General features: G+C 34.1%; 18 protein-coding genes and 1 pseudogene. 16 read left to right on the top strand and 3 right to left on the bottom strand.

Annotated elements, in window-relative coordinates; translation table 11 throughout:
- Positions 1 to 400: 400 nt before the first annotated feature.
- Positions 401 to 1,921, bottom strand: a complete 1,521-nt coding sequence (locus I583_RS13565) for a lytic polysaccharide monooxygenase (RefSeq protein WP_010761983.1) — start codon at positions 1,919 to 1,921, stop codon at positions 401 to 403.
- A 475-nt stretch (positions 1,922 to 2,396) separates the two neighbouring features.
- Between I583_RS13565 and ispE the strand changes: the two genes are divergently transcribed.
- The 8 genes and pseudogenes from ispE to I583_RS13530 all read left to right on the top strand — a co-directional run bounded on the left by ispE (position 2,397) and on the right by I583_RS13530 (position 10,877).
- Positions 2,397 to 3,248, top strand: coding sequence for a 4-(cytidine 5'-diphospho)-2-C-methyl-D-erythritol kinase (gene ispE, locus I583_RS13560; RefSeq protein ID WP_010761982.1), 852 nt, complete (start codon positions 2,397 to 2,399; stop codon positions 3,246 to 3,248).
- A gap of 532 nt (positions 3,249 to 3,780) precedes the next feature.
- A complete protein-coding gene (locus I583_RS13555; protein ID WP_010761981.1) occupies positions 3,781 to 4,749 on the top strand; it encodes a metal ABC transporter substrate-binding protein in 969 nt (322 codons plus the stop codon).
- A 75-nt stretch (positions 4,750 to 4,824) separates the two neighbouring features.
- A complete protein-coding gene (locus I583_RS13550) occupies positions 4,825 to 5,505 on the top strand; it encodes a metal ABC transporter ATP-binding protein (protein WP_010761980.1) in 681 nt (226 codons plus the stop codon).
- Positions 5,478 to 6,314 (top strand): metal ABC transporter permease, encoded by an 837-nt coding sequence (locus tag I583_RS13545; protein WP_010761979.1) that lies wholly within the window; start codon positions 5,478 to 5,480, stop codon positions 6,312 to 6,314. Before I583_RS13550 ends, I583_RS13545 begins: the two co-directional genes overlap by 28 nt.
- Positions 6,315 to 6,580: 266 nt before the next feature.
- Entirely contained in the window at positions 6,581 to 7,408 is an 828-nt protein-coding gene (gene purR, locus I583_RS13540) for a pur operon repressor (protein WP_010761978.1), read from the top strand.
- Between the two features lie 644 nt (positions 7,409 to 8,052).
- Positions 8,053 to 8,567: pseudogene (locus tag I583_RS17145) on the top strand (DUF3324 domain-containing protein).
- 15 nt (positions 8,568 to 8,582) lie between these two features.
- Positions 8,583 to 8,678 (top strand): WxL domain-containing protein, encoded by a 96-nt coding sequence (locus I583_RS17140; protein ID WP_071865901.1) that lies wholly within the window; start codon positions 8,583 to 8,585, stop codon positions 8,676 to 8,678.
- Between the two features lie 1,530 nt (positions 8,679 to 10,208).
- Entirely contained in the window at positions 10,209 to 10,877 is a 669-nt protein-coding gene (locus tag I583_RS13530) for a GA module-containing protein (protein WP_010761976.1), read from the top strand.
- 866 nt (positions 10,878 to 11,743) lie between these two features.
- On the opposite strand, the gene I583_RS13525 is transcribed toward I583_RS13530, so the two are convergent.
- Positions 11,744 to 13,036, bottom strand: a complete 1,293-nt coding sequence (locus I583_RS13525; RefSeq protein ID WP_010761975.1) for a GHKL domain-containing protein — start codon at positions 13,034 to 13,036, stop codon at positions 11,744 to 11,746.
- 3 nt (positions 13,037 to 13,039) lie between these two features.
- Positions 13,040 to 13,813: a LytR/AlgR family response regulator transcription factor gene (locus tag I583_RS13520; protein ID WP_010761974.1), complete on the bottom strand. Its 774-nt coding sequence runs from the start codon at positions 13,811 to 13,813 to the stop codon at positions 13,040 to 13,042.
- Between the two features lie 521 nt (positions 13,814 to 14,334).
- Here I583_RS13520 and I583_RS13515 point away from each other — a divergent pair.
- The 8 genes from I583_RS13515 to I583_RS13480 all read left to right on the top strand — a co-directional run bounded on the left by I583_RS13515 (position 14,335) and on the right by I583_RS13480 (position 22,905).
- Positions 14,335 to 15,084 carry a winged helix-turn-helix domain-containing protein gene (locus I583_RS13515; protein ID WP_010761973.1) on the top strand — a complete coding sequence of 250 codons (750 nt, stop codon included), beginning with the start codon at positions 14,335 to 14,337 and terminating at the stop codon, positions 15,082 to 15,084.
- A gap of 62 nt (positions 15,085 to 15,146) precedes the next feature.
- Positions 15,147 to 15,800, top strand: coding sequence for a hypothetical protein (locus I583_RS13510; protein ID WP_010761972.1), 654 nt, complete (start codon positions 15,147 to 15,149; stop codon positions 15,798 to 15,800).
- Positions 15,801 to 15,834: 34 nt separating this feature from the next.
- Positions 15,835 to 16,953, top strand: a complete 1,119-nt coding sequence (locus tag I583_RS13505) for a WxLIP family cell surface protein (protein ID WP_010761971.1) — start codon at positions 15,835 to 15,837, stop codon at positions 16,951 to 16,953.
- A gap of 2 nt (positions 16,954 to 16,955) precedes the next feature.
- Positions 16,956 to 17,273, top strand: a complete 318-nt coding sequence (locus tag I583_RS13500) for a hypothetical protein (protein ID WP_010761970.1) — start codon at positions 16,956 to 16,958, stop codon at positions 17,271 to 17,273.
- Between the two features lie 9 nt (positions 17,274 to 17,282).
- Positions 17,283 to 17,507: a hypothetical protein gene (locus I583_RS13495; RefSeq protein WP_010761969.1), complete on the top strand. Its 225-nt coding sequence runs from the start codon at positions 17,283 to 17,285 to the stop codon at positions 17,505 to 17,507.
- Between the two features lie 90 nt (positions 17,508 to 17,597).
- Positions 17,598 to 18,320: a WxL domain-containing protein gene (locus I583_RS13490; RefSeq protein WP_016249907.1), complete on the top strand. Its 723-nt coding sequence runs from the start codon at positions 17,598 to 17,600 to the stop codon at positions 18,318 to 18,320.
- A gap of 137 nt (positions 18,321 to 18,457) precedes the next feature.
- A complete protein-coding gene (locus tag I583_RS13485; RefSeq protein ID WP_010761967.1) occupies positions 18,458 to 19,510 on the top strand; it encodes a WxLIP family cell surface protein in 1,053 nt (350 codons plus the stop codon).
- Positions 19,511 to 19,587: 77 nt separating this feature from the next.
- A complete protein-coding gene (locus tag I583_RS13480; protein WP_010761966.1) occupies positions 19,588 to 22,905 on the top strand; it encodes an InlB B-repeat-containing protein in 3,318 nt (1,105 codons plus the stop codon).
- Position 22,906 lies beyond the last annotated feature (1 nt).

Below are 22,906 nucleotides of genomic sequence, written 5' to 3'. Positions count from 1 at the left end.
CGCTTTAGCTCTACTTTTTTGATGAATGGTAGCTAAATCGCTCATGTCATAATTTGTGTACAAATTAAAATTATGCCAGACTTTCGCTAGATACACAAAGAAGGATAAGAGATGAGTGAATAAGAAAAGGTTAAAGAAGAACAAAAACAACCAGATGTATTAGCTGAAAAAATGATGGCTACCCGTACGATCATCATTTCAGGTGATATATTACTAAACGAGTGTATATAGGTTGATAAGGCGTGAAATCTATGTTTCCAGTTGTATTTTTTTTACATTAAAAATAGAAGAAAAATTCTTTGATTGCTTATAAATACAGAAAAAAAATCCTAGCTAAAGCGAAACTGCTTTTGGCTAGGATTTTTTGTTGATTAAATTTATAAAAGGATACGATAGGTCGTTAAACTAATTCCCAAACATTTGAGGTTGAGGGCTGAGCACCTTTGATCCACCATTTTGCTTTGTATGTTTTTCCTTGGAAAATCACACGTTCACCTGCATTGTAAGCTTTTTTTGCACTCCATTCTACAGCAGTATTAGAGAGGGATTTCCAAGCATCTGATTCGTCAGGCTTCTCATTCTGAGTCCACCATTTTGCTTGATATTTTAAGCCATTATAGAAAACTTCGTCCCCAGAATTATACACTTTTGTTTTATCCCAAGTTGATTTTCCAGAAGTTACTGCTGCCTTTTTAGTTGTGACAGAAAATTTTTCACTAAGTTGTGATGGGTTTCCGCCTAAGCTGAAGGCTTTTATTGTATACGCGTAAGTCGTGTTGGCTTGTAATCCTGTATCTTTAAAATTTGTATTTGCAGTTGTCGTAACTTTTTTCCCGTCACGATACACTTCATAATTTTTGACTCCTAAAAAGTGTTCTGATTTTGTCCACATTAAGGTAACAGAAGTTTCAGTTATTTCCATTGTGTGTAGGCCGGCGGGAACCGTTGGCTTTTGGTTGTCTTTTTGTTCAGCAGATTTTGTTAGGACCGTCACTGTATTAGATTTTTCAGATAGTTGTCCATTTGTACCAACTGCTTCGATTTGGTAATTATAGGTTGTATTCTCTGTTAAGTTTTCGTCAGTGAGCGTGTTAGCTGACGTTGTTGCAATTTTATTATTATTTCTATAAATGTTATATTCTTGTACATTGTCTACTTTTGCCCATGTTAATTTTGCAGAAGTAGTTGTTATCTCCGTTGCGTTTACATTCGTTGGAGTGGCAGGCGCTTTTTCAGGTTTTGGAGGAGTTGTTTCGGTACCATTTTTGATATTTACATCCACAGCTTGATAGAAAGCAGCTCCTGTATTGCTTACATCCCAAACCCCTAAAATAACATGGTAACCTTTGTGATCTGCTGGAATATCCACCGTATGTGTTAAGCTAGTATTAGCTTGCGCTCCAGTAAATGGAACATCTTTGATTAATTGAAGGTCACTGCGTTTAATTGGGCTATTTGGATTCCAGCCATTTTTTGTGATGTAATAGGTCCAACGGCTTGTCGCATGAGTGGCTGTATAATGCCAAGTAATATCCAGTTTACCTGTATTTATGTCGTTCATTTTCCAATAATTCTCTTTTTGAATACTGATTTGACTGCCTAATGCATCATTTGCAGAGACGATCTTTCCGTCAGCAGGTCCATTTCCAGAAGCACCCGTTTCCCATGGAAATAAATTGATTCCAAAATTTTTTGAGAACCCTTTTCCAGTTTCTAAACTTTGTGGTTCGTTTATAACTGCGCCGTACTTTTGTTGTGCGGCTTGATACCCAATCGTATTTTTTTCAAGTGCCCCATAGTAAGCTCTTGATGGTGGACTTGAAATATAACCATGAGCAGATGCATCTTGAGCAGTAAAAATTCCTGATCCACCTAGAATAATCGATGCAGCTAAGGTTACACGTAAAAGATTTTTTTTCATACTTATTCCTCCTATTTAAAAACTAATTTTTTAATCCTCATCGTCATGAGAACAAAAAGAGTATAGCGCTATTTATTTAATTTGTTTGTTCAATTTTGTCATTATTTTTCAGTATTTTAAGATAAAAAACTTGTTTGATAGAATGATAGTTAAATAACCATCGTTCTTTTATTGGCGAAAATAAAGAAAAAGCTCATTTTTATTCAAAAAAATTCCCTAAACTGAACGTAAAAAATGCTTCTGCTATATTTAATGTTTAAGTATTGAAAAATCATTGATATATGAGGGGGTGTAACGATGGGAGGGTGAATAAACGGTAACACCTTCGGAAATAAACACTTCTGTCCCAACCTCGCTCATGCAACGTTTGGAAATTATATCAAATTTTCAACAAATATATACTTCTCCAACAACATATGTTAGAATTTAAAAGATTGTGAAGATGGTTAGGTATGGGATTAGATAGGTGAAAATAATGGAAATCATAGAAAAAGCGCCCGCAAAAATCAACTTGGGGTTGGATGCTCTCTATAAAAGAAACGATGGTTATCATGAGTTAGAAATGATCATGGCTAGTGTAGATTTAGCGGATCGGCTGACTTTTGAGGTATTGCCGAAAAACGAAATAGTGATCGAAACAGATAGCTCCTTTTTACCAGTGGATCGAAGAAATCATGTGTATCAGGCAGCGGAATTGCTGAAGAACACGTTTAATCTTACTCAAGGAGTTAAAATTTATATAGAAAAAAGAATACCCGTAGCAGCTGGATTGGCTGGCGGTAGTAGTGATTGTGCTGCTGCATTACGTGGCTTGAACCGTTTGTGGGACTTAGGATTGTCTTTAGAAGAACTAGCTGAACTAGGTAGCAAGATCGGTTCAGATGTCCCTTATTGTATCCATGGTGGTACAGCCTTTGTTACTGGGCGTGGAGAGAAGATCGAGTTTTTACCATCGATGCCGCAATGTTGGGTCGTTTTAGTAAAACCTAGAATGAGTGTTTCAACGAGTTCGATTTTTGGCAGTTTGTCCTTCAATAGTATTCAGCATCCCGATATTCATAGGTTGAAACAAGCGATTGAGACAGATGACTATCAGTTAATGACGGAAAAAATCGGTAATGCGTTAGAAGGTGTGACGATCAAGCGTCATCCAGTGATTCAACAAATCAAAGATCGTATGATGAAATATGGAGCAGATGCAGCGTTAATGAGCGGTAGCGGTCCAACCGTTTTTGCTTTATGCGAGAAGAAAACACGTGCACAACGGATCTATAATGGCTTAAAAGGCTTTTGCGATGAAGTGTATATTGTACGGACTTTAAAATAAACGAAAAAGAAAATATTAGAACATTGAACCTAACAAAAAACCACTCAATTGAGTGGTTTTTTGTTAGTCATGAGAGTGTTAAAAGGAGAGATGCATCTATTTTTGAGGGGACATATTCCCAAACTTAATTTTTCTTCCTAACTCATTGATACGGTAGAATAGTGCGTAATCTTGGGTGTGGGACAAAAGTAAAAAGCACTTTTGTTTCACACCCTAAATATGAATGAACGGTGGGAGCAGAAGCAACCCCTTCGGAAGTAAGCTGAAATTCACAAAAATTTGAAGAGCGATTTTCGTGAATTTCTTCTTATTTCTCGGGGTTAAACACTCCTGTCCCAACCTCTTCATCGAAATTGTAAATTTTGGCTATTGCTTCATGCATTTCAGGAAATAGTTTCATTAGTTTAATCTTAATAAAATCTTTTTTCTATTTTCTCTTGACGTTCTCTTTTCCTTCTGTTAAATTAGTTCTTGCTAGTAAATCGTAAATATTACGATTTGATTGAGACAAATCGAAATGGAGATAAAATAGATGAGAAAAAATAGCTGGAAATATATTGTAGGAATCCTTTTAATGGCTGTAATGGTTACACTAACTGCCTGCGGACAAACAAAAGAGCAAGACAATTCTGGGAAAAGTGATAAAATAAAAGTCGTGACAACTTTTTATCCAATGTACGATTTCGCTAAAAATGTGGTAGGTGACGCTGGAGACGTTCAATTATTGATTCCGGCTGGAACAGAGCCCCATGACTATGAGCCAAGTGCCAAAGATATTGCCAAAATCACAGATGCAGATGTGTTTGTGTACAACAGTCATGAATTAGAGACATGGGTCAAGGATGTTCTAGAAAATGTTGACGAGAAAAAAGTTGCGGTTGTAGAAGCAGCTGGTTCAATCGATTTAATGGCAGGTGCCGCTCACGAGCATGATCATGATGGCGAAGAAGCTGATCATGACGAACATGACCATGATCACGAATTAGATCCTCATGTCTGGTTAGATCCAGTCTTAGCACAAAAAGAAGTCGAAGCAATTCGTGATGCCTTAGTTGAAAAATACCCAGATAAAAAAGAGACATTTGAGAAAAATGCTACAGCGTATATTGAAAAATTAAAAGAGTTAGATACAGAATATAAAGAAGCATTTGCGAGTGCTAAAAACAAAACATTTGTGACACAGCACGCAGCGTTTGGTTATTTAGCAAAACAATACGGTTTGACACAAGAATCAATTGCGGGAATATCGCCTGATCAAGAACCATCACCTAGCCGTTTGGCAGAGTTGAAAAAATACATCAAAGAACATAATGTATCAGTGATTTATTTTGAAACATCAGCTTCATCAAAAGTTGCAGAAACATTAGCGCGTGAAACAAATGTAGAATTAGCAGTCCTTAATCCGCTAGAAAGCATTACCCAAAAAGAACAAGATAAAGGTGAAGATTACATTTCAGTGATGAAAGCCAATCTTGAAGCGTTGAAGAAAAGTATCAAGTAAATAGAATCGGGATAAAAGACGAACCATTTTTTTCCCGATTTAAGCAGTTTATAAGGTTAAAGAAGGAGTAGAGTCATGCATTATCTAGAAGTCAAAGACCTCACATTTTATTATGATGATGAGCCAGTCTTAGAAGATGTTTCATATCATGTTGATCCTGGCGAATTTGTGATTCTAACAGGAGAAAATGGTGCAGCAAAATCGACCTTGATCAAGAGTACTTTAGGGTTATTAAAACCAACTAAAGGGGAAATCACGATCGCCAAAGAAAATACGACAGGTGAAAAATTGAGCATCGGGTATATTCCCCAACAAGTAGCGTCATTTAATGCGGGATTCCCAAGTACAGTGATCGAATTGGTTCGCTCAGGCCGTTTTCCACGTAATCGCTGGTTTAAACCACTAACAAAAAGAGATCATCAACATGTGGAAAAAGCACTCAAAGCAGTTGGTATGTGGGACATGCGCCATAAACGGATCGGTGAACTGTCTGGTGGGCAGAAACAACGCATCAGTTTGGCTCGTATTTTCGCGACAGACCCTGATTTATTTATTTTAGATGAACCAACAACAGGGATGGACGAAACGTCTAGAAATGAATTTTATCGCCTTTTACGGCATAATGCCCATGATCATGGTAAAGCGATTTTGATGATTACTCACGACCATGAGGATATCAAATCATATGCTGATCGGCAAATTCGTTTAGTTCGGAAGGAGGATTCACAATGGAGATGCTTTCATATGAGTTCATGAGAAAAGCCTTCTTAGCTGCAACTTTTATTTCGGTGATTGCACCGATGTTAGGTGTGTTTCTTGTGATTAGAAGACAATCTTTAATGGCGGATACTCTTTCTCATGTATCACTCGCCGGAGTTGCTTTAGGATTTTTCTTAAATTGGAATCCAGATATCATGACGCTGGTTGTCGTGATTATTGCAGCAATTATTTTAGAATACTTGCGAATGATTTATAGTACGTACTCGGAAATTTCGATTGCGATTTTAATGTCTGGTGGTTTAGCACTAGCGCTGGTGCTGATGAACCTCAGCGGAGGAAATTCAGCAGCAAGTATTCAGTCATATCTATTCGGTTCGATCGTGACGATCACGTGGCAACAGGTCGTTATTTTAGCGGTTCTGTTTGTGGTGTTAGTGATTTTGTTTGTTTTATTTAAACGTCCAATGTATGTGTTGACCTTTGATGAAGATACAGCACATGTGGACGGATTACCCATTCACTGGATGTCGATGCTGTTCAACGTGATCACAGGTGTGGCAATCGCGGTAATGATCCCAATTGCGGGTGCGTTATTGATATCAGCAATCATGGTTTTACCAGCTGCAATCGGGATGCGCATCGGTAAAGGATTTAACACAGTCATTATTATTAGTGTCATCATGGGATTGATTGGCATGCTAACAGGATTAACAGGGTCTTATTATTTAGAAACACCGCCAAGTGCCAGCATTACATTGATTTTTATCGCGCTATTTATCCTTGTCAGCATCGTCCGTAAAGTAGTTGTAACAATGCAACGAAATAAGAAGATGAGTCAAAGATAAATCAATTTAAATGAAAAGAAGATAAGGAGAAAAACGAAAGTTCTCTCTTTTATCTTCTTTTTTGTTTCTCAAATTGCGAACTATTTTTCGATTTTTACAAAAAATGCTCGATTTTTTTTGCAAAACACCCTATAATAGGAACGATAGATTATGAGGAAGTATCATTTATTTTACTTGTTGAAAAATAATGAATAACGAACCTATAAAAAATAAGGGATAGTCATTATTCAAACGAATAATAAACCTTAAAGGAAAGAGGAGAAGAAGTGACAGATTCTAAAATTCGGAGAAGCGAACGATTGATTGATATGACACAGTACTTGTTGGATCATCCCCATACATTGGTTTCTTTGACCCATTTTGCACAGCGCTATAAATCGGCTAAATCATCGATCAGTGAGGATTTAGCAATCATCAAAAAGACATTCAAACAAAGAGGGACAGGCATTCTTGAAACAATTCCAGGAGCAGCTGGTGGCGTTCGTTTTATCCCGGAAATGCCATATGAGGAATCAAAAGAATTAGTGATGGCTTTGTGTGAACGTTTATCAGAACAAGATCGTCTGTTGCCAGGAGGATATGTGTATCTTTCTGATTTATTGGGACAGCCAGAATTGTTGCGCCAAGTTGGGAGAATCATTGCTTCTAAATATTTAGGTGAGAAAATCGATGCTGTTATGACAGTGGCGACAAAAGGGGTACCGATCGCCCAAGCGGTTTCGTATTACTTGAATGTGCCGTTTGTAATCGTGCGTCGTGATTCAAAAATCACGGAAGGTTCAACAGTTAGCGTGAATTACGTTTCTGGATCGTCTGAACGGATCGAAAAAATGGAATTATCAAAACGTAGCTTAAAACGTGGTTCAAGAGTGTTAGTCGTGGATGACTTCATGAAAGGTGGCGGCACGGTTAACGGAATGAAGAGCCTGATTGAAGAATTTGAGGCAGAGCTTGTTGGGATCACTGTTTTTGCGGAATCTAAATTTAAAGGACAACGAGCGATTGAAGATTATACGTCATTGCTTTATGTAGAAGATGTGGATACACGGACGAAAACGATCAATGTAGTTCCTGGGAATTATTTTGGTGAATAGAATTATAAAAATGTGTTTCTTAGTATTAAAAATAAAGAAAAAATGATAAAACTTGTTAAATTAAAGCGGAATTAGCTTTAATTTAACAAGTTTTATTTTTATAAATTTAATGTCAACTTGTAATTCTCTTCCATCATCTAAAATAAATAATTCAACAGTAGCGTTTAATTTAGCAATGTGAATTAAGTTAATATGAAATGATTTTAGGCTCATATGTAAAGAGTAGGGGCTTACTATATTTCTAAATAACGAATGGTTCTTTTTACTACTTGTTATTATTGAGATGTTTTAACCAATAATTTATTTCACTTGTCAGAAACAGATTTAATATAAAGGATATTCATATATTTAAAAATAAAATCATCTTTACTGTGATAAATATTGATTATTATTACAAATCCTCTAAGTTAGTAATTCTATTCACTATATATGATTTTTTTACAAAAAAACACAAAATAAAAATGAAACCGCTTTAAATCGAGTTTCCGGAATTTTATATTTGTTATGATAAAAATGCAAAAAAAAGGAAAAGTTGAAACTTTTATGAAAAAAATCAAGGTGTCCAAATACATAATTTGATTTTTAGGAGGGATCAGAATTTATGCAGATGAGGTTGCGGATCAGAAAAAAATAGAGATGTATTTATACAAAATTCTTTTTCCTATGTCATTGGTCTACAAATAAGAGAGAAGATTGAACCTGTAAGTCCAGAATTAGTGTTGCGAGATTTAAAGGCTGATTTAATGAACTATCATCCTGTTATTTTTGCGAACATACAAAATAGCCAAGGAACAATAATTAGGAATGTTTCTATTGAGATAAAAATACAAAAAAAGGTCAAAGTGATAGGATTCTTAAACAAAAAAAAGATCATATGAGTATTGTACCTAATACAAATTTTAATTTTCCGATTTCTTGGGATGAGGAGAAAATAAAAGCAGGTACGTATACTTTAAATATGAAAATAAGGTTAGATCAAGAGAACTGGACATTTACTAAAAAATTTTATGTAACGACTCAGGAAGCGAAAAAAATGAATGAAAAAGCTGTAGATTTTGAAGATACTGATCATGCAACTATCTATAAATTATTAGTAGGGATTGTTCTTATAATTCTTGGTTCACTTATTTATTTAATTAAAAGAAAAGGCAGGTCATAAAGTTATGAAAAAAGTATTCATTTGGATGTGCCAGCTACAGCACGTCCGAAGCAAACGAATTATCAAACTACACTTACATGGGAGCTAAGTGCCGTTCCTGATAATGAATAAATTCGGTGAGATATAAATAATATTGATAGAAGAAATTAACCTCCATCCCTCTTTGCGATGTACCAGCAAAGAGGGATGGAGGTTAATTAACTATTATTTAGGCTCTAATTCGTCGGTTTTAGACTGAATGTATGACTCAAACAAGCTGATTAAAAGATAAGAGTTGCAACGATAACACTCCAGCGAAATATAAAAAACGAGGGTGCGAATAAATGGGAGCAGCAGAAGTAACTCCTTCGGAAATAAATACTTCTGCCCCGCCCTCTATGTTACCCATAAAAATCATAGTAACTAAAAATCTATATCTCATTCAGAAGAATTATATCGAGTGTTTTTATGTCCTGATTTTCATTAGTTGATTGGAGGGATTTACGTCATACTTAATAAACTGTGCCGACAGTGGGAGAATCTTTTCATGCTCAAAAATGATTATATGGAAAAATACTTGAAAATAAATTTAAAAAAATGAAATAACGATTTTATAACGTTTCTAATATTATACATACTCAATCTAATTTATTTTTCAGCTTGTTTTTCACCTATCTCTTGATGTTAGTAATCATCAAATCCTAAAGGAGCATTTACATGGGACTTCCATTTCTAAAATCTGTGAAAACATCCATTTTTATTATCAATTTAGATAGTATGAATCTGGTTCTTTAGAATCTGCTAGTATAAAATGACCTCCATTTCAGACGCTTAATTAGAAATAAATACCTAATGAAATAATTCTAATTATTTTCATACTAAAAAAATTTTTTCGAAAATATAATTAGTTAAATAAATATAACCGAATTAAACTAAAATAAATTAACTATTTTAATGGTATTTCTAATACAAAGTGATTTTTATCTAATTAATTTGTTGGTTTATTTTACGATTATCTTTTGATAGACTTAATTATCGAATTTTTAAAGAAGCATTAACGTAGAAGACCCATTTTTAAAGTTGGCAAAATTACTCATTTCTATGTATCAACTTGGGTATTTTTGAATCTGATTTTTTAGAAGCTACTAATCATTCTGGTATTAAATCCAAAATCATTAGCCAATTAGATAAAAATGAAACAATTGACGAAATTATTCTGAATAAAAATCTCGATGAAATAGTTAAAAGGCTTTAATTCCGTTAACTTTTTAACTCGACTTTATCAGATTATCAAGGAGGTGGTTAACTATAGACAAATAACTCGCAATAAATTGTGAAGCTAGCATTTTAATAATATCATTCATTTCCAGATTTTTAAGATAATTTGCCAAGTTATTTAGTTCGCTGGAAGTAGGATGAATTGCGAATAGTTCCACAAAACGTTCTCCAAAAGGGTATATAACAGTAATCGTATATGTTCCTTTTGAAACGTCAAAACGAACACTACAATAAAAAAGAAACGTAACAGTTTCTATTATGAACAGGGAAGGTCCATGATAGAAACCCTTAGTTACTCAAGTCTCTTTATTGTAACGTAGGTAACGAGTGGAAGAGTCTAAAAAGGCTACTTCTAAATTAAAAAGTAGAAAAAGAGGAATTATCATGAAAAAAATGACAGTATTATCATTAATTATAGGTTCAACTATGGCGGCAGTGATGCTAACTCAACCAGGTTCAGAGGTTCAAGCAGCAAGTAAAAATATTAGTGTTGAAGCAAAACATTCTGATTCTGATTTTGAATCTGCAAAACAAAACGCACTACAAGAAATTATTGATGTGACTAACCTGGTTTCTATATCAACTAGTAGCGATGAATTTACAAAAGGAGTAGAGGCTCTTAATCAAATTAACGCAGCTAAAACTATCAAAGAGATCAATAATATTTTAGCTGATGTAGAAGGAACTGCTGCTCATAAAGTATTGTTTGATGCGAGAGAAAATGCGAAACAAGAAATTGTCTCACTTACTAATTTTACAACTCTATCAAGCAATAGTGAAGAATTCCGTAGAGTAATGGCTATATTAAATAAAGTGAGCTCTCAAAAAAATATCGATGAAATCAATGCAACTGTAGCAACGGTTAAAGAACAACAAGAACTAAAAGAAGTAAAACAGAAAACTGCACGAAAAATTGCTGAGTTAACTAACTTAACTTTATTAGATACAAATAGTAAAGAATTCAAGCAAATAGCTAATGTGATTACACAAATCAATATAGCAACATCTGTTTCAGAAGTTAATGAGATTATGAACAAATTTTTACAAAAATAAAAGACTTATGTAGTATAGCTTTGTGAAAAAAGTCCATTAGACTATTTGGATTTAAGGTGTGAAACAAAAGTGAGTTATACCTTTGTCCCGTTTATACTGTTTTTTTCTCGCCGTTTATTCGTATTTAGAGCGCGAAACAAAACTGATTCTTAGTTTTGTCTCACGCTCTTTTTATAGAGAAAAATGGAAAATTGAACTGCTACACAATAGTTAAAAATGTCTTCATATCAACTGTTACAGTAACGTTAACAGTCCGATTTACTTCAAATATATAGCTTAACGAAAATACTTGTTTGGTATTCACCTTACGATCCCTTTTTAAAGCCCCACTGCTTATTAGTAGAAAGCAAGGGCGTTTTTTGTCGTAGAAGTGATCGGACAGACAGCAGAAAGTGTGTATTCATTACGACTTCTTACTAATGCTAGTCATCTTTTTTGTATGTCACTACTTCTAGAAGGAGCAAAATTTATAGTGACAATATCACCTTGTCTAATCATCCGGTTTAGTACCTTCTGGTGAAAAATTCATTGCTAATTTATCTTCACTATCTACAAGCGTACACCTTTAGTCGCATTAAAAAAAAGTCTGTAGCTTTAGGAATTAATGAAATGATTCCTTCTTCATTTTTATAGTAGTAAAATTCTTGACCTTCTTTCACTGCTAACTTGCTTGTGTTGAACTCGTCCTTTTTTTACCCAATTTTGACAATTTGAATTGTTTCACAATATTTTATTGACTCTTCTAACTCCTTTAAGTTGAAATGAATTTACAACATAAAATAAAAAAGGCGCCCTGTCAGAAGACGGTAATCTTCAAAACAGAGCCCTTTATTATCAGCTAAAACTAATAATATAAGTTAGAGATGCTATTGTTTAATGATTGGAAGCGTAAGACGCACAACAAACAAATTTTTCTCCTTAGAAAAAGAATAGTTTGTTTTTGGATATTGTTTTAATAGCTTGATAAATATAGAAAGCCCTTTTCCTTGATGTCCCTTTTTCGTTGTAAAGTTATTTTTTAATATGTGCTCGATCGCAACAGTGGAATGATGAGTATTTTTTACTTCGATAAAGATGCTATGTTGTGTTTTGGCTATTGTTAGCTGAATTTGAGGATCATCAATACCTATAGATTCCTCCAATGCATTATCTAAAATAATAGAAAAGCAACGAATAAAATCAATTAAATTAATTGAGAGATCATGTTCAGATATATGTTGAGTGATCATAAATTTAAAAGGAATATTTAAAGTGGAGCACTTTTCAAAGAAATTGATTATGACGCCTTGTACTGCTAGTATATCAATTTGGGAAAGCTGCGGGTGATAATCTGTTTTAGTAAAGTCATCTGAATAGTCAATGATGGAAGCTAAATAGGTACTAGCCTTCTCATATTGCTGTTGATCAATATAGGTCTTTAGACTTAAAAGAATATTACGATAATCGTGCTTGAATTCATTGGCTGCTGCTAAGGTTTCCGCTTCTTGATATGCTTTTTTTGAAAGCATATTGATTTGAGCGTGTTGTGCATAAAGAAGACTCAAATTATACATTGTGTAGACAAAAACAATTGTAAGAGCTAGCAATAAGACCGTTAGTTGAATAAAAGGAATAAGCTTTAATTGTAAAATAATCACAGCTCTAAGAATATTTAAAGAATAGGATACGACAAAGAATAAAATAGATGAAACAACATACTTTTTTTTTATTTTAGCAAAAGAAATGAAAAAAAGTTGTTGATGACCAACTTTTTTTGATAGTGATAGTAATATGAAAAAGACGACCTGCTGCAAAATAATAATAGGAGCTCTTAAAGCAAAATATTGTTCATAGGAAATCGTATTCTTGGCCCACAAAATAATCAAAATATCTACAGTCGCTGCCCAGGAAATAAGTACTAGTGCATTTTGTAATAAGGAATAAAGTGCAACCAATGGCCAACTTTTTGTGAAAAAGAAAATAAATGCAGCTTCAATTAAAAGGAATAGTAGGAGTAAAACAAAGGAGTAACTAGTAAAATAACTGGTAAATAAGATTAACCCAATGACCCCCGTCAAGATAATTGATTGTCGATAGTTAAGGTATTTTTTGTAGCCAATCAACCAAATAGTTTGTAAAAAGTTAATCGCATAAAGAGCGATTACAAAAGAGATCGTCATGGGTTACTTTCCTCCAGAAATTCTATTTTTCAGTGTTTTGTTTAGTTTATCAATAATAGCGAACCCGACTTCCAATTCGGAATCATTGTCAAATAAAATCAAACTGGCTGAACGATTTAATAATTTTATTCGATTTAAATTTATTAGGTATGATTTTAATTCTGTTGAGAAATAGGGAACCTCAATCTCTTTTTTCAATTTATTAATAGAACCTTGTACTATATGTTCTGAGAGTGTTGTGCGAACAACTAAAGTATTCCGTATTCCCGACATTGAAGTAAAGTAGAGAATATCTTCATAGTTCAAGAAGAGCAACTCACCGAATTTTTTTAAAGAGATATAGTGATTTGGGTTTTGCATACGCTTAAGTATATCTTCTTCAATAGAACGAAAGACACCTTCAAAAGTATCGAAATCCAAAGAAGTATTTTTGATCATATAAGATTTAGCGTAAATCCCCTGATTAATAACCTCTAATGCTTTATTCTCTAGATTTGTCAGAAAGAGAATAAAGCATTCTGCATTTTTATGACGAATCGCTTTAGCAAGATCGATACCCGAATAATAGGTATTTAAATCAATATCCACAAGAAAAATATCATTGTCATTAATCACTAAAGAATCCAGAGCAGAAATAGAAAAATCAGATTCTTCCATCTCAATTACTTCTATAGAAAAATAGTTATATGATGAAGATAATAATTTAATTATTTCATGAATTTGTTTCCGAAAAGCAAAATTATCTTCAAAAATATAGACCTGTAGTGTTCCGTACATAGTATAATCACACTCCTATTTTTTTATTATATCTTTTTTTATCTAAAAAAGTAAAAAAAACGCGAAACATAATTGGAAGCGCTTCAAAACGAGTCGAAGATACTTTTTTTTAGATATAATACATTTGTACTTAAGCAAAAGAATCTTTCTTTTTCCTTAGAAATGGCTTTTCTATGTATTAACATTTTTGTTTTTTATTTAAATTTTGTGAAAACAAATGAACATAAACAGTATAGTATAACAAAAGTAGAAAAGTCCATAATAAATTAATGTGTTTACGTTTATTATGAAAATTATTTTGAGGAAAAAGAGTAAATTCAATTGACTGTACAAGTGTATCAATCGCTAATTCAATGCATCATGTTCAAGCAAAGATAGGGAATTATGGGAAGTATCTTATAAAGATGATTTGATCCATTGGGTATCGATATGTTTTTTATAAGAATAGAGCAGTATAAGAGAATTAGGGATGAGAGGAATAGACCTAATGTAAAATTAAAATTTGAAGTGGAGGGAGCCATATGAATAATACAATTGGCCTATTACATATCAGAGACGATTCTGAACAGAGCAATCACATAGAGTTATTGATAAAAAGAGACCTCAATGAACAACAGTATTCACTAATTAAGATTACAGAAAAAGAACAGATAGGAACGTTAGATGGTTTGGTGATTCATTTAGAGAAAGCATCTGGCTATGTTAAAGCATTTCAGTGGCTGATCGATATACAAGAGGATCATTCCTTATTTATTTGGATTCTGTGTGGAGAGAAAGGATCGGAATTACCGAAATTGTATCCCCTTTTAAGTAAAAATTCAGTAATCGAAATTATTGAGTCAGATCAAGGGATTGAGGCGCTTGGAATCAAAATAAAAAATGCGCTCAACTATAAAAATCACTTATTAAATAGGGAAGAACCAAAAAAAATATCTGATCATCATTTCTTAGATCCTGCCAAGCTAAGCCTAGTAGTTCATGACAAAATAATAGCATTAACCCGAAAAGAATTCAAAATTATTGAGTTGCTATATGAAAACTTGGACAACGTTGTGACATATGATCAAATCAATGATGCAATCTATGGTACTTCGACAGGAGAAGCGCTTGAAAAATATCGCGTCGCAAACTTCATTTTTCATATTAGAAGCAAATTAAAAAAACAAAGCTATTTTGAAATTGAAATCATTCGAACAAGAGGGTATCTACTTACATCTGCAAAAAATGGGCGATTTCTTTTAAAAGGCCGAAGCGACAAAGTCTTACAGTAATCATGAATATGAGGATAACTAGCTAGACTTTTAGAAACTTAAAGAAATGGATGGCAAAAGGTGTGAAAGACAAACAGAACTATTATCAAAAATATCGAAACTTCTATCTCGGGCAAATCATTCTTTTAATAGGATGGATCACTAATTTTATTCTTTTTTCAAGGTTCTATGAAGGAGCCGTGTTTTATGTAGATAAGAATGCCAAGTTTATTGTTCAGTTATTGTTCCTAATGAATTATTACTTGAGCGATGTACTAACGTATTTATTTATCGCTTTTTTACTGATGACGTTCAATCTTTTCCTATTGTTGATGTTTTATACCAAGAATAAGCGCGAAGGAATCAAGCAAACAGAGAGTACCTATTCTATGATCGTGTTTCTAGCGATTATCGGAATCAGTGCTATAACACTCTTGATGACGATTATTTGGCCGCTATTCCTCCTACTATTTATTGTTTCTCTGACGATCGTCTATGTCATATATGTCATTACAAAATCTTTATATGAAGAAAAAGATGAATCATATGAAGAGAACGAAGTGGTCAAAGTAGAGGGCCCTTTTCAAACAAAAGAAGCAGCTGAGGAATATACTAAAGAATTTACGGAGCATTGGACGAACCACTTTACGAAAAAAGGTCTTAGCTTAGTCGCATTTATTAAGTGTGATGAAAAAGATGAGTGGTATGTAGAAATCGTTGTTCAATCAATTCAATAAGAATAAATACTAGTAGTTAGGAGAACCCTTTTTCATGAGAAGAATTAATGCAATTTATATAAGCCTTATCTGCGTCTTTTCCTTATTTTTTTTTGGCGATCAAGTGAAGGCGGCAGAGGATGATAATAATCTAGGGTATACAGTGACCCTAGTTCAGTCCAATACACAAATTGATCCGAGTAAACGTTATTTTTATGTGAAAACGACGCCAGGAGAAGCTCAAACCTTAGAAGTAAGAATTAAAAGTACAAAAAAAGAAAATGTGCGTATAAAGATTTATGGAACCAATGCGATCACAGGTGATGGCGGAACGATCGAATATAGCGATGATAAAACATATTTCGATTCAACGTTAAAAGAACCCGTGACTTCGATGGTCAAAATAGCGAATCCGGATATTACAGTTGGTAATTACGAAGAGAAAACAGTAAAAATCCAATTGACACCGCCCAAAGAAATGTACACGGGTGTCAAAATGGGGGCAATTGTTTTTGCATTGGATCAAGGAGAAAAGGCTAAAAGTGGTGTTTCAACAGAATTTTCCTATCGTGTCGGATTGATTACGTCAGGTTCTGGCGATGAATTCAACAACGCTCAAACACTGAATTTAAACTCAGCGAAGGCTTCGATTAAGCGTGGGAAAAAAATGGTTTTAGCGAACTTACAAAACCCAGAACCCAAAGTATTAGAAAATTTAAGTATCGTTGGCACAATGACTAAAAAAGGTAGCACTGAAGTTGTTAAACGAAAATCTGTAGAAAATTACAGTATGGCACCAAACAGTTCATTTGATTTTGAAATAGATTGGGGAATCGCTGACCTTCCTTCTGGAACCTATACCTTAACGCTTGATGCATCAAATGACTATCAAGAATGGCAACTTAGTAAAGAATTCACGATCACCAACCAACAAGCCAAAAAAATGAATGAAGAAAGTGCGTTTAAGATTATTACGCCAACATGGATCAAAGGTAGCGCGATTTGCTTATTAGTGCTTACCGTTTTGATTATGTCGTTAACTCTTTTTAGAAGAAAAAAATGGGAGAAACAATGGAAAAAAATCAGAATCGCGAAACGTAAAAAACAAGGGAATCAAAAAAAGCAAAAGAAACAAGTAAATCAAAAAAAAACCAATAGAAAAGCTGGTGAATAAGTATGAAAAAGCCTTACTTTATTTGGCCGTTGTTTCTTGTGGTGTGTGTGTTTGGGCTCTTGTTTAGTCAAACACCTCAAGCTTTAGCCGAGCAAGAGAAAACAGAAACAGGGATATCCTTCAATCAGTCTGTTGAACAAGAGAAACCGAAACCACCTATTTATGAGACGAAACCACCTGTCTATCCGACAAGTGATGGTGCTTTACCTCATTTAGGACAAATGATGACATCGTTCATTTTATTATTGTTGGGTGTCACTTGTTTGATTGTATTTTTAGGTGTTATCAGCTTACGTAAGGTGTACAGCATACATGGATAGGAGTGTAAGATGAAAGATTATTTATGGATTTATATATTAGGAGGAATAGCCTCGGCAGCGTTATTGTTTTTTCTGGTAACACTTTCAAGAGACGTATTTTTAGTCAAAAAACTAAGGAAAAAAAAGCTGGATCTGGTCTTTAACTGCAGTCTATTAGCTGTGTCGATCACAAGCTTAGGATTAATTATTTACTTGTTTATTTTATTAAAAGACCAAATCAACTTGATTGGCTAGATCAGAAAGAACAAGCATTATTCTGTGAACAATTTACAACAGTAACTGTCACCAATTTTATTTACGCTAAATAAGAAGGGTGATTAAATTTTGAAAAAAATACTATTTACAACATTACTTGCTTCATCAGCATTGCTGATTTTTGCAAAACCTGCGAATGCAGAAGAAATTGGCAGTGAGCAAACAGATTTGGGGATTCGTTTTGATACTGACGGACCAGTAAAACCTGGACCTGGACCATTTAAAGATAACTTAGCATTGGTATGGACACCATCTAACTTTGACTTTGGTCGTCAAGCAGCAACAGCGAATATTGCTACATATAGCAATACTGTAGCCGGAGATCAATATGTTGTCGTAAATGATGACAGACAAGGTACTGAAACTGGCGGTGGAGAAACAAGAGCTGAAACAACTTCTGCTTGGAAAGTTAGTGCGACATTGTCTAAATTAGTCTCTAAAGATAGCTCAGCTACAGAATTGCCATCAAAATTAACATTTACTTTAGGCGATCCACAATCTTACGATATTGGTGAAGTTGATCCAGATACAAATGACTTCTTACCAAATCCAGTTGAAGGAAACTTAGGTACTCTTGCTGATCCTAACAATATCGTTGTAGGTAAAAACGTAACATTGGAAGCTGGCAATACAACTGCAACAAACATCATTGCTAAAACACAAGCAGATGCTGTTAAAGGCGGATTTGCTACAAAACTAACTGATACTAAATTAACAGTTACTACAGGTACTGGCGCTGCTGGTAAAGCATTTAAAGGTAGCGTGAACTGGAGTCTTGACAACACATACTAAGAAATAGCTTGGTCATGTGTTTCTATAAATAAGTAAATAGGTTGGTTGACAGTTATTGTTATAAGTTGTTCACAGAATTGTTTATATGACATAGAATTAAGGATTTGTTTTTATAAAAAAGAAGGAGGGATCAGCAGGTGAAAAAACATCGAATCTATTTAATAGTACTACTCCTTTGTTTGATATCATTCATGGATCCCATTAAAAGTTTTGCGAAACAAGACGCATCGAATTTGATTAGCGGCTTATCTTATGAGGTGTTATACCCTGAGAATCAAAAGAACAAGAGTCTAGGTTACTTTGATCTCCAAATGAAGCCAGGACAAGAACAAAAAGTTTCACTCAAGCTTTATAACACATTAGCAAAAGAACTAACCGTTCAAACACGCTTAAATACGGCAAAAACCAATAACGTTGGAAAAGTGGAATATGGCCCTAATGATTTACCCAAAGATTCCTCTTTAGTAAATGAATTCACCACGATTGTCAAAGGACCAACAAAAGTGACTATTCCTGCTAACGGTAGTAGACAGGTAGACTTGACTATTACGCTGCCTAAAGAAATGAATAACGGAATGGTAGCAGGCGGCATTCAATTACAACCTGTGACAAACATAGAAGCAAATGATCTAGCGAAAAAAGATGTTGTTGTCAATGAATTTGCGTTTTTAGTAGGTATGTTGCTAAGAGTTGGCGATACGAGTAGTATCAAGCCTGAGTTAAACCTAAATAAAACATACATAGCATTTAAGAATAAAAAAAGTCATTTATTTATCAACCTGTCCAACAGCCGTCCTGTGTATGTCGAAGGGATGAGTATCGCTGTTCGAGTAAGGAAAGCCAACAAGCAACAAGTGTTAGTGGAGTACAAAAAAAAAGAAATGCGAATGGCCCCGAATTCGATGATTGATTTTCCTGTTGATTTAGCTGATAAAGGACTGAGCGCAGGAACATATTCTGCTCAGATCAAGGTTTCCTCAAAAACTGGCGGTAATCGGTCATGGACAGAAGATTTTACGATTAATACGTTAGAGGCTAAAAGTCTTAATATGCAACTCAAAGAAAATAAACTAACTAGAGAACAGTTATTTTTAGGGTCTTTTCTACTACTATTTATGGGTACGCTTATCATTACTTTAAGTTATAAAGTAATCAAACATAAAAAAGTGAAAAACAAAAAGAAGCGTTAAGCTAAGATCCATCATAATCATTTTTTGATAAATACTAGAGTTAATGTATAAGTTTAGAAAAGAGTGGATGGTAAAAAATGAGTACTAAATTAAAATTAATGGTAGGAGTAATAGTTATCTTACTTATAGGGTTAGTGTTATGGGAATCACCATTGCCAAACGTCAAAGCACAACAGAAAAATAACCAGACAGAAAAAATAACGATTACATTTATAAATGATAATAAAGAGTTTTACAGGCAGGTTCTTGATAAAGGTACCATACCCTTAGTTCCTGAAAATCCTGAGCCAGGGAATAATCAAGCAATGTTTAATGGATGGTTTACTGAACCTACAGGCGGAGAAAAATTTGATTTTAATAAAAAACTAACTTACTCAACTACCGTATTTGCTCAATTTTCAGAAATTTTTCTAGTTCAATACAAAAATAATGAAGGTCAGATTATAGACTCAAAAGAAGTTGCACCTGGTAAGAGAATTCCTAAAAGTGAAAAGGAAATCACACCGCCGGCAGGCGAGTTTTTTACTCATTGGTCTGAAGAAGGTGACGAAGAAAGAAAACCGTTTAATTTTGACGATGAAAAAGCATCTAGGAATTTAGTACTTATTCCTAATTTTTCAAAATATAAACTCGTCTTATTTAGTTCTGAAGGAACACAAGTTGATCCCCAATATGTTTTATTGGGAGATCAGGCAACTAAACCAACAAATCCTGAAAAAGAAGGCTATAGTTTTTCACATTGGTCGACTAAAAAAGGAGGAGAAATCTATGATTTTAATTCTCCTATAACAGGAAATCTAACATTATATGCTGTATTTACCCCTGAAAACGTTAATGTCACACTTGTTTATTGGACTGAAGTGAAAAATTTAGTAGGGGATCCCGGAAGAAACTTAAATAATTATAAATATAGCTCTTCAAAGAAAATTCAAGCATTAGCAGGTTCAGAAAAACAGGTAGATAAATCTGAAGCTGATAGTAACCTACCTTCTCTAGCCGAAGATAATCCATTAAAGTATGCTGAATTTAATTTTAGTAGTTCAACAATTGTAAGAGGTGACGGTACCAGTGTAGTTAATGTGTACTATAAACGTTCTATCTATACTTATACATTTGATTTAGATAAAGTCAACGCTACTTTAGTAGGAAATGGTAAAAATTACTATGGTAATGGTGAGAAATATGTCATGAAGGCTAAATTTGACCAAAATATTAAAGGTCTTTGGCCTTCAAATAAAACGATAAGTGCACCATATAATCTCTTTGAGTCTTGGACTATGCCTGTAACGAATCAAGTTACAGATCCGGTAGAGTTGTTTTACAACCTGATTCCGTCTTCTGGTAGTACTTATACTTCAGTAGCAAAATGGACAACAAATTTAGGTGCAAAAAGAACTAGAGTATTTGTATATTTTGAGTCTGTGTCTGGAACAGGGTATGAAGCAAAAAGAGATTATGATAAGGAAGGAGTAGGTACTAATTTAGTAGCTAGTGCGATTTCTGGCTTAACTTATTCTCATTCAACTACAGTATCAGACAATAAAGATTTACTTGTTCAAAATTTTTATTACAAACGAAATAGTTATCTTTTAAAGTATGATCCTTTAGGTGGGACGATGGACAGCTCAGAAATGAGTAGTAATAAGAAGTTTGAACAAGAAATTACAGAACCCAAAGCCCCTCAACGTTTAGGGTACAAGTTTATTGGATGGTATTATGATAGTTCATATATTGATAAAGTCAATTTTACAAATTTAAAAATGCCAAGTAACGAATTAACGTTATTTGCTAAATGGGAATCCACAAAGAATACTGTTCGGTACTTAGATGGATTAAATGGAAAAGAGTTGCTGAAACAAACCTATGGAGATAACGAATACGTGACGTTTCCTGCTGATTACGTTAAAGGAGAGACATTATTAGAAAACAAAGGGATTTTTAATGGGTGGTTCTGGGATATCAATGGAACAGGGTTTGAATTTGCGGAGACGATTCCTGTTACTAAGGATATCGATTTATATGCACGATGGATTAGAGACGAGTTCCGAGTGACGTATGATTTAGGAGAGGGTTCGGGAACAGCTCCGATTGATACAGAGTATTATGAATTAAATCAAAAAGCTATTTTAAAAGATGGCGCAACACTTTCCCCGCCGGAAGGGAAAGTATTTGCTGGCTGGAAAGATCAGAAAACTGAAAAAATACACTACCCAGGAAATTTTTTGTTGGTTAGCGGTAATATGAAATTAATTCCAGTTTTTGTCTATCCAAATGAGCTTACACAAGTAATTTACCATGCTGGCGATTATGTTAATTCTCCTGAAGATATCAGTTTATCGGTAATTAAGAATTCGCTCTTTACAACTGCGGGCGAACTATTTGAAAGGGAAGGCAAGAATTTAATCGGTTGGAGTAAAGAACTAAATGGGAAAAAAGATTTTGAATTGGAGCAAGAAGGGATCGCTGTTGGAGAAGAGCACATTGATTTATATGCAGTATGGGAAAACAAGCTACATTCCATTTCATTTTTAGCTAGTGATCACGGCTCTCTTAATATAGAGGGTACCAATGTAACATGGCAAATAGAAGACGGTACAACTTGGGGTGAAAGCAAGATTATTATTCCAAAAACAATCCCTGATAAAGGATACCGATTTGTAGGTTGGGAACCAGAGCTTCCGAAAGATAAATTTGTGATAAACAAAGATATGGTATTTAAAGCTAAATTTGAATTATATTATTCAACGCTAAACATTGAATTTTTGGATGAGGAAGGAGTTTCTTTGCATTTACCTATTAAGAGTGACTATCTTATTGGATCAATCATTGATTTAACGAAAGAACAGGAAGTAACGGAAGCTATTCAGGAAATAAAAAAAGGAAACTACGAACTTTATAAAAGACCAGAAAAAGAAACTGAGATTCTAATAGAGGAGGAAGAACAGACTGTACAATACCAATTTAAAGGCAAATTATTCGTCCAATCTTCCCCAAATTTCATGAATTTTGGACGTAAAAGTTTAGGCATTCCCTTTATAAAAGTCGAAAAAGCAAAATACGACAAACCATTGATCGTTTGGGACAATCGTAAAAATGGTGGACCGTGGGATCTAACGGCAACATTGAAAAAACCACTAACCAGCCAAGAAGATCCTAGTAAAACGTTACCTTCTGCTATTCATTATAAGGTGAGTGACAAAAAAACAGTTGTCTTATCAGAAAATGAACCACAATCGGTAGCAGAAAGAACCCATGAAACAAAAGGACAATACAACGTAAGTAATGAGTGGGATAATAATGAATCCGGCTTATTCTTAGAAGTCCCATCAGGAGACGTGTTACAAGCTGGTGGTTATCGTGCCACGATTTTATGGCAGGTAGAACAAACACCGTAAT

The sequence above is a fragment of the Enterococcus haemoperoxidus ATCC BAA-382 genome (genome assembly GCF_000407165.1).
GTDB classification, from domain to species: domain Bacteria; phylum Bacillota; class Bacilli; order Lactobacillales; family Enterococcaceae; genus Enterococcus_L; species Enterococcus_L haemoperoxidus.
Note: the sequence above shows the minus strand (reverse complement) of the source record. Positions and strands in the feature narration are given on the sequence as shown.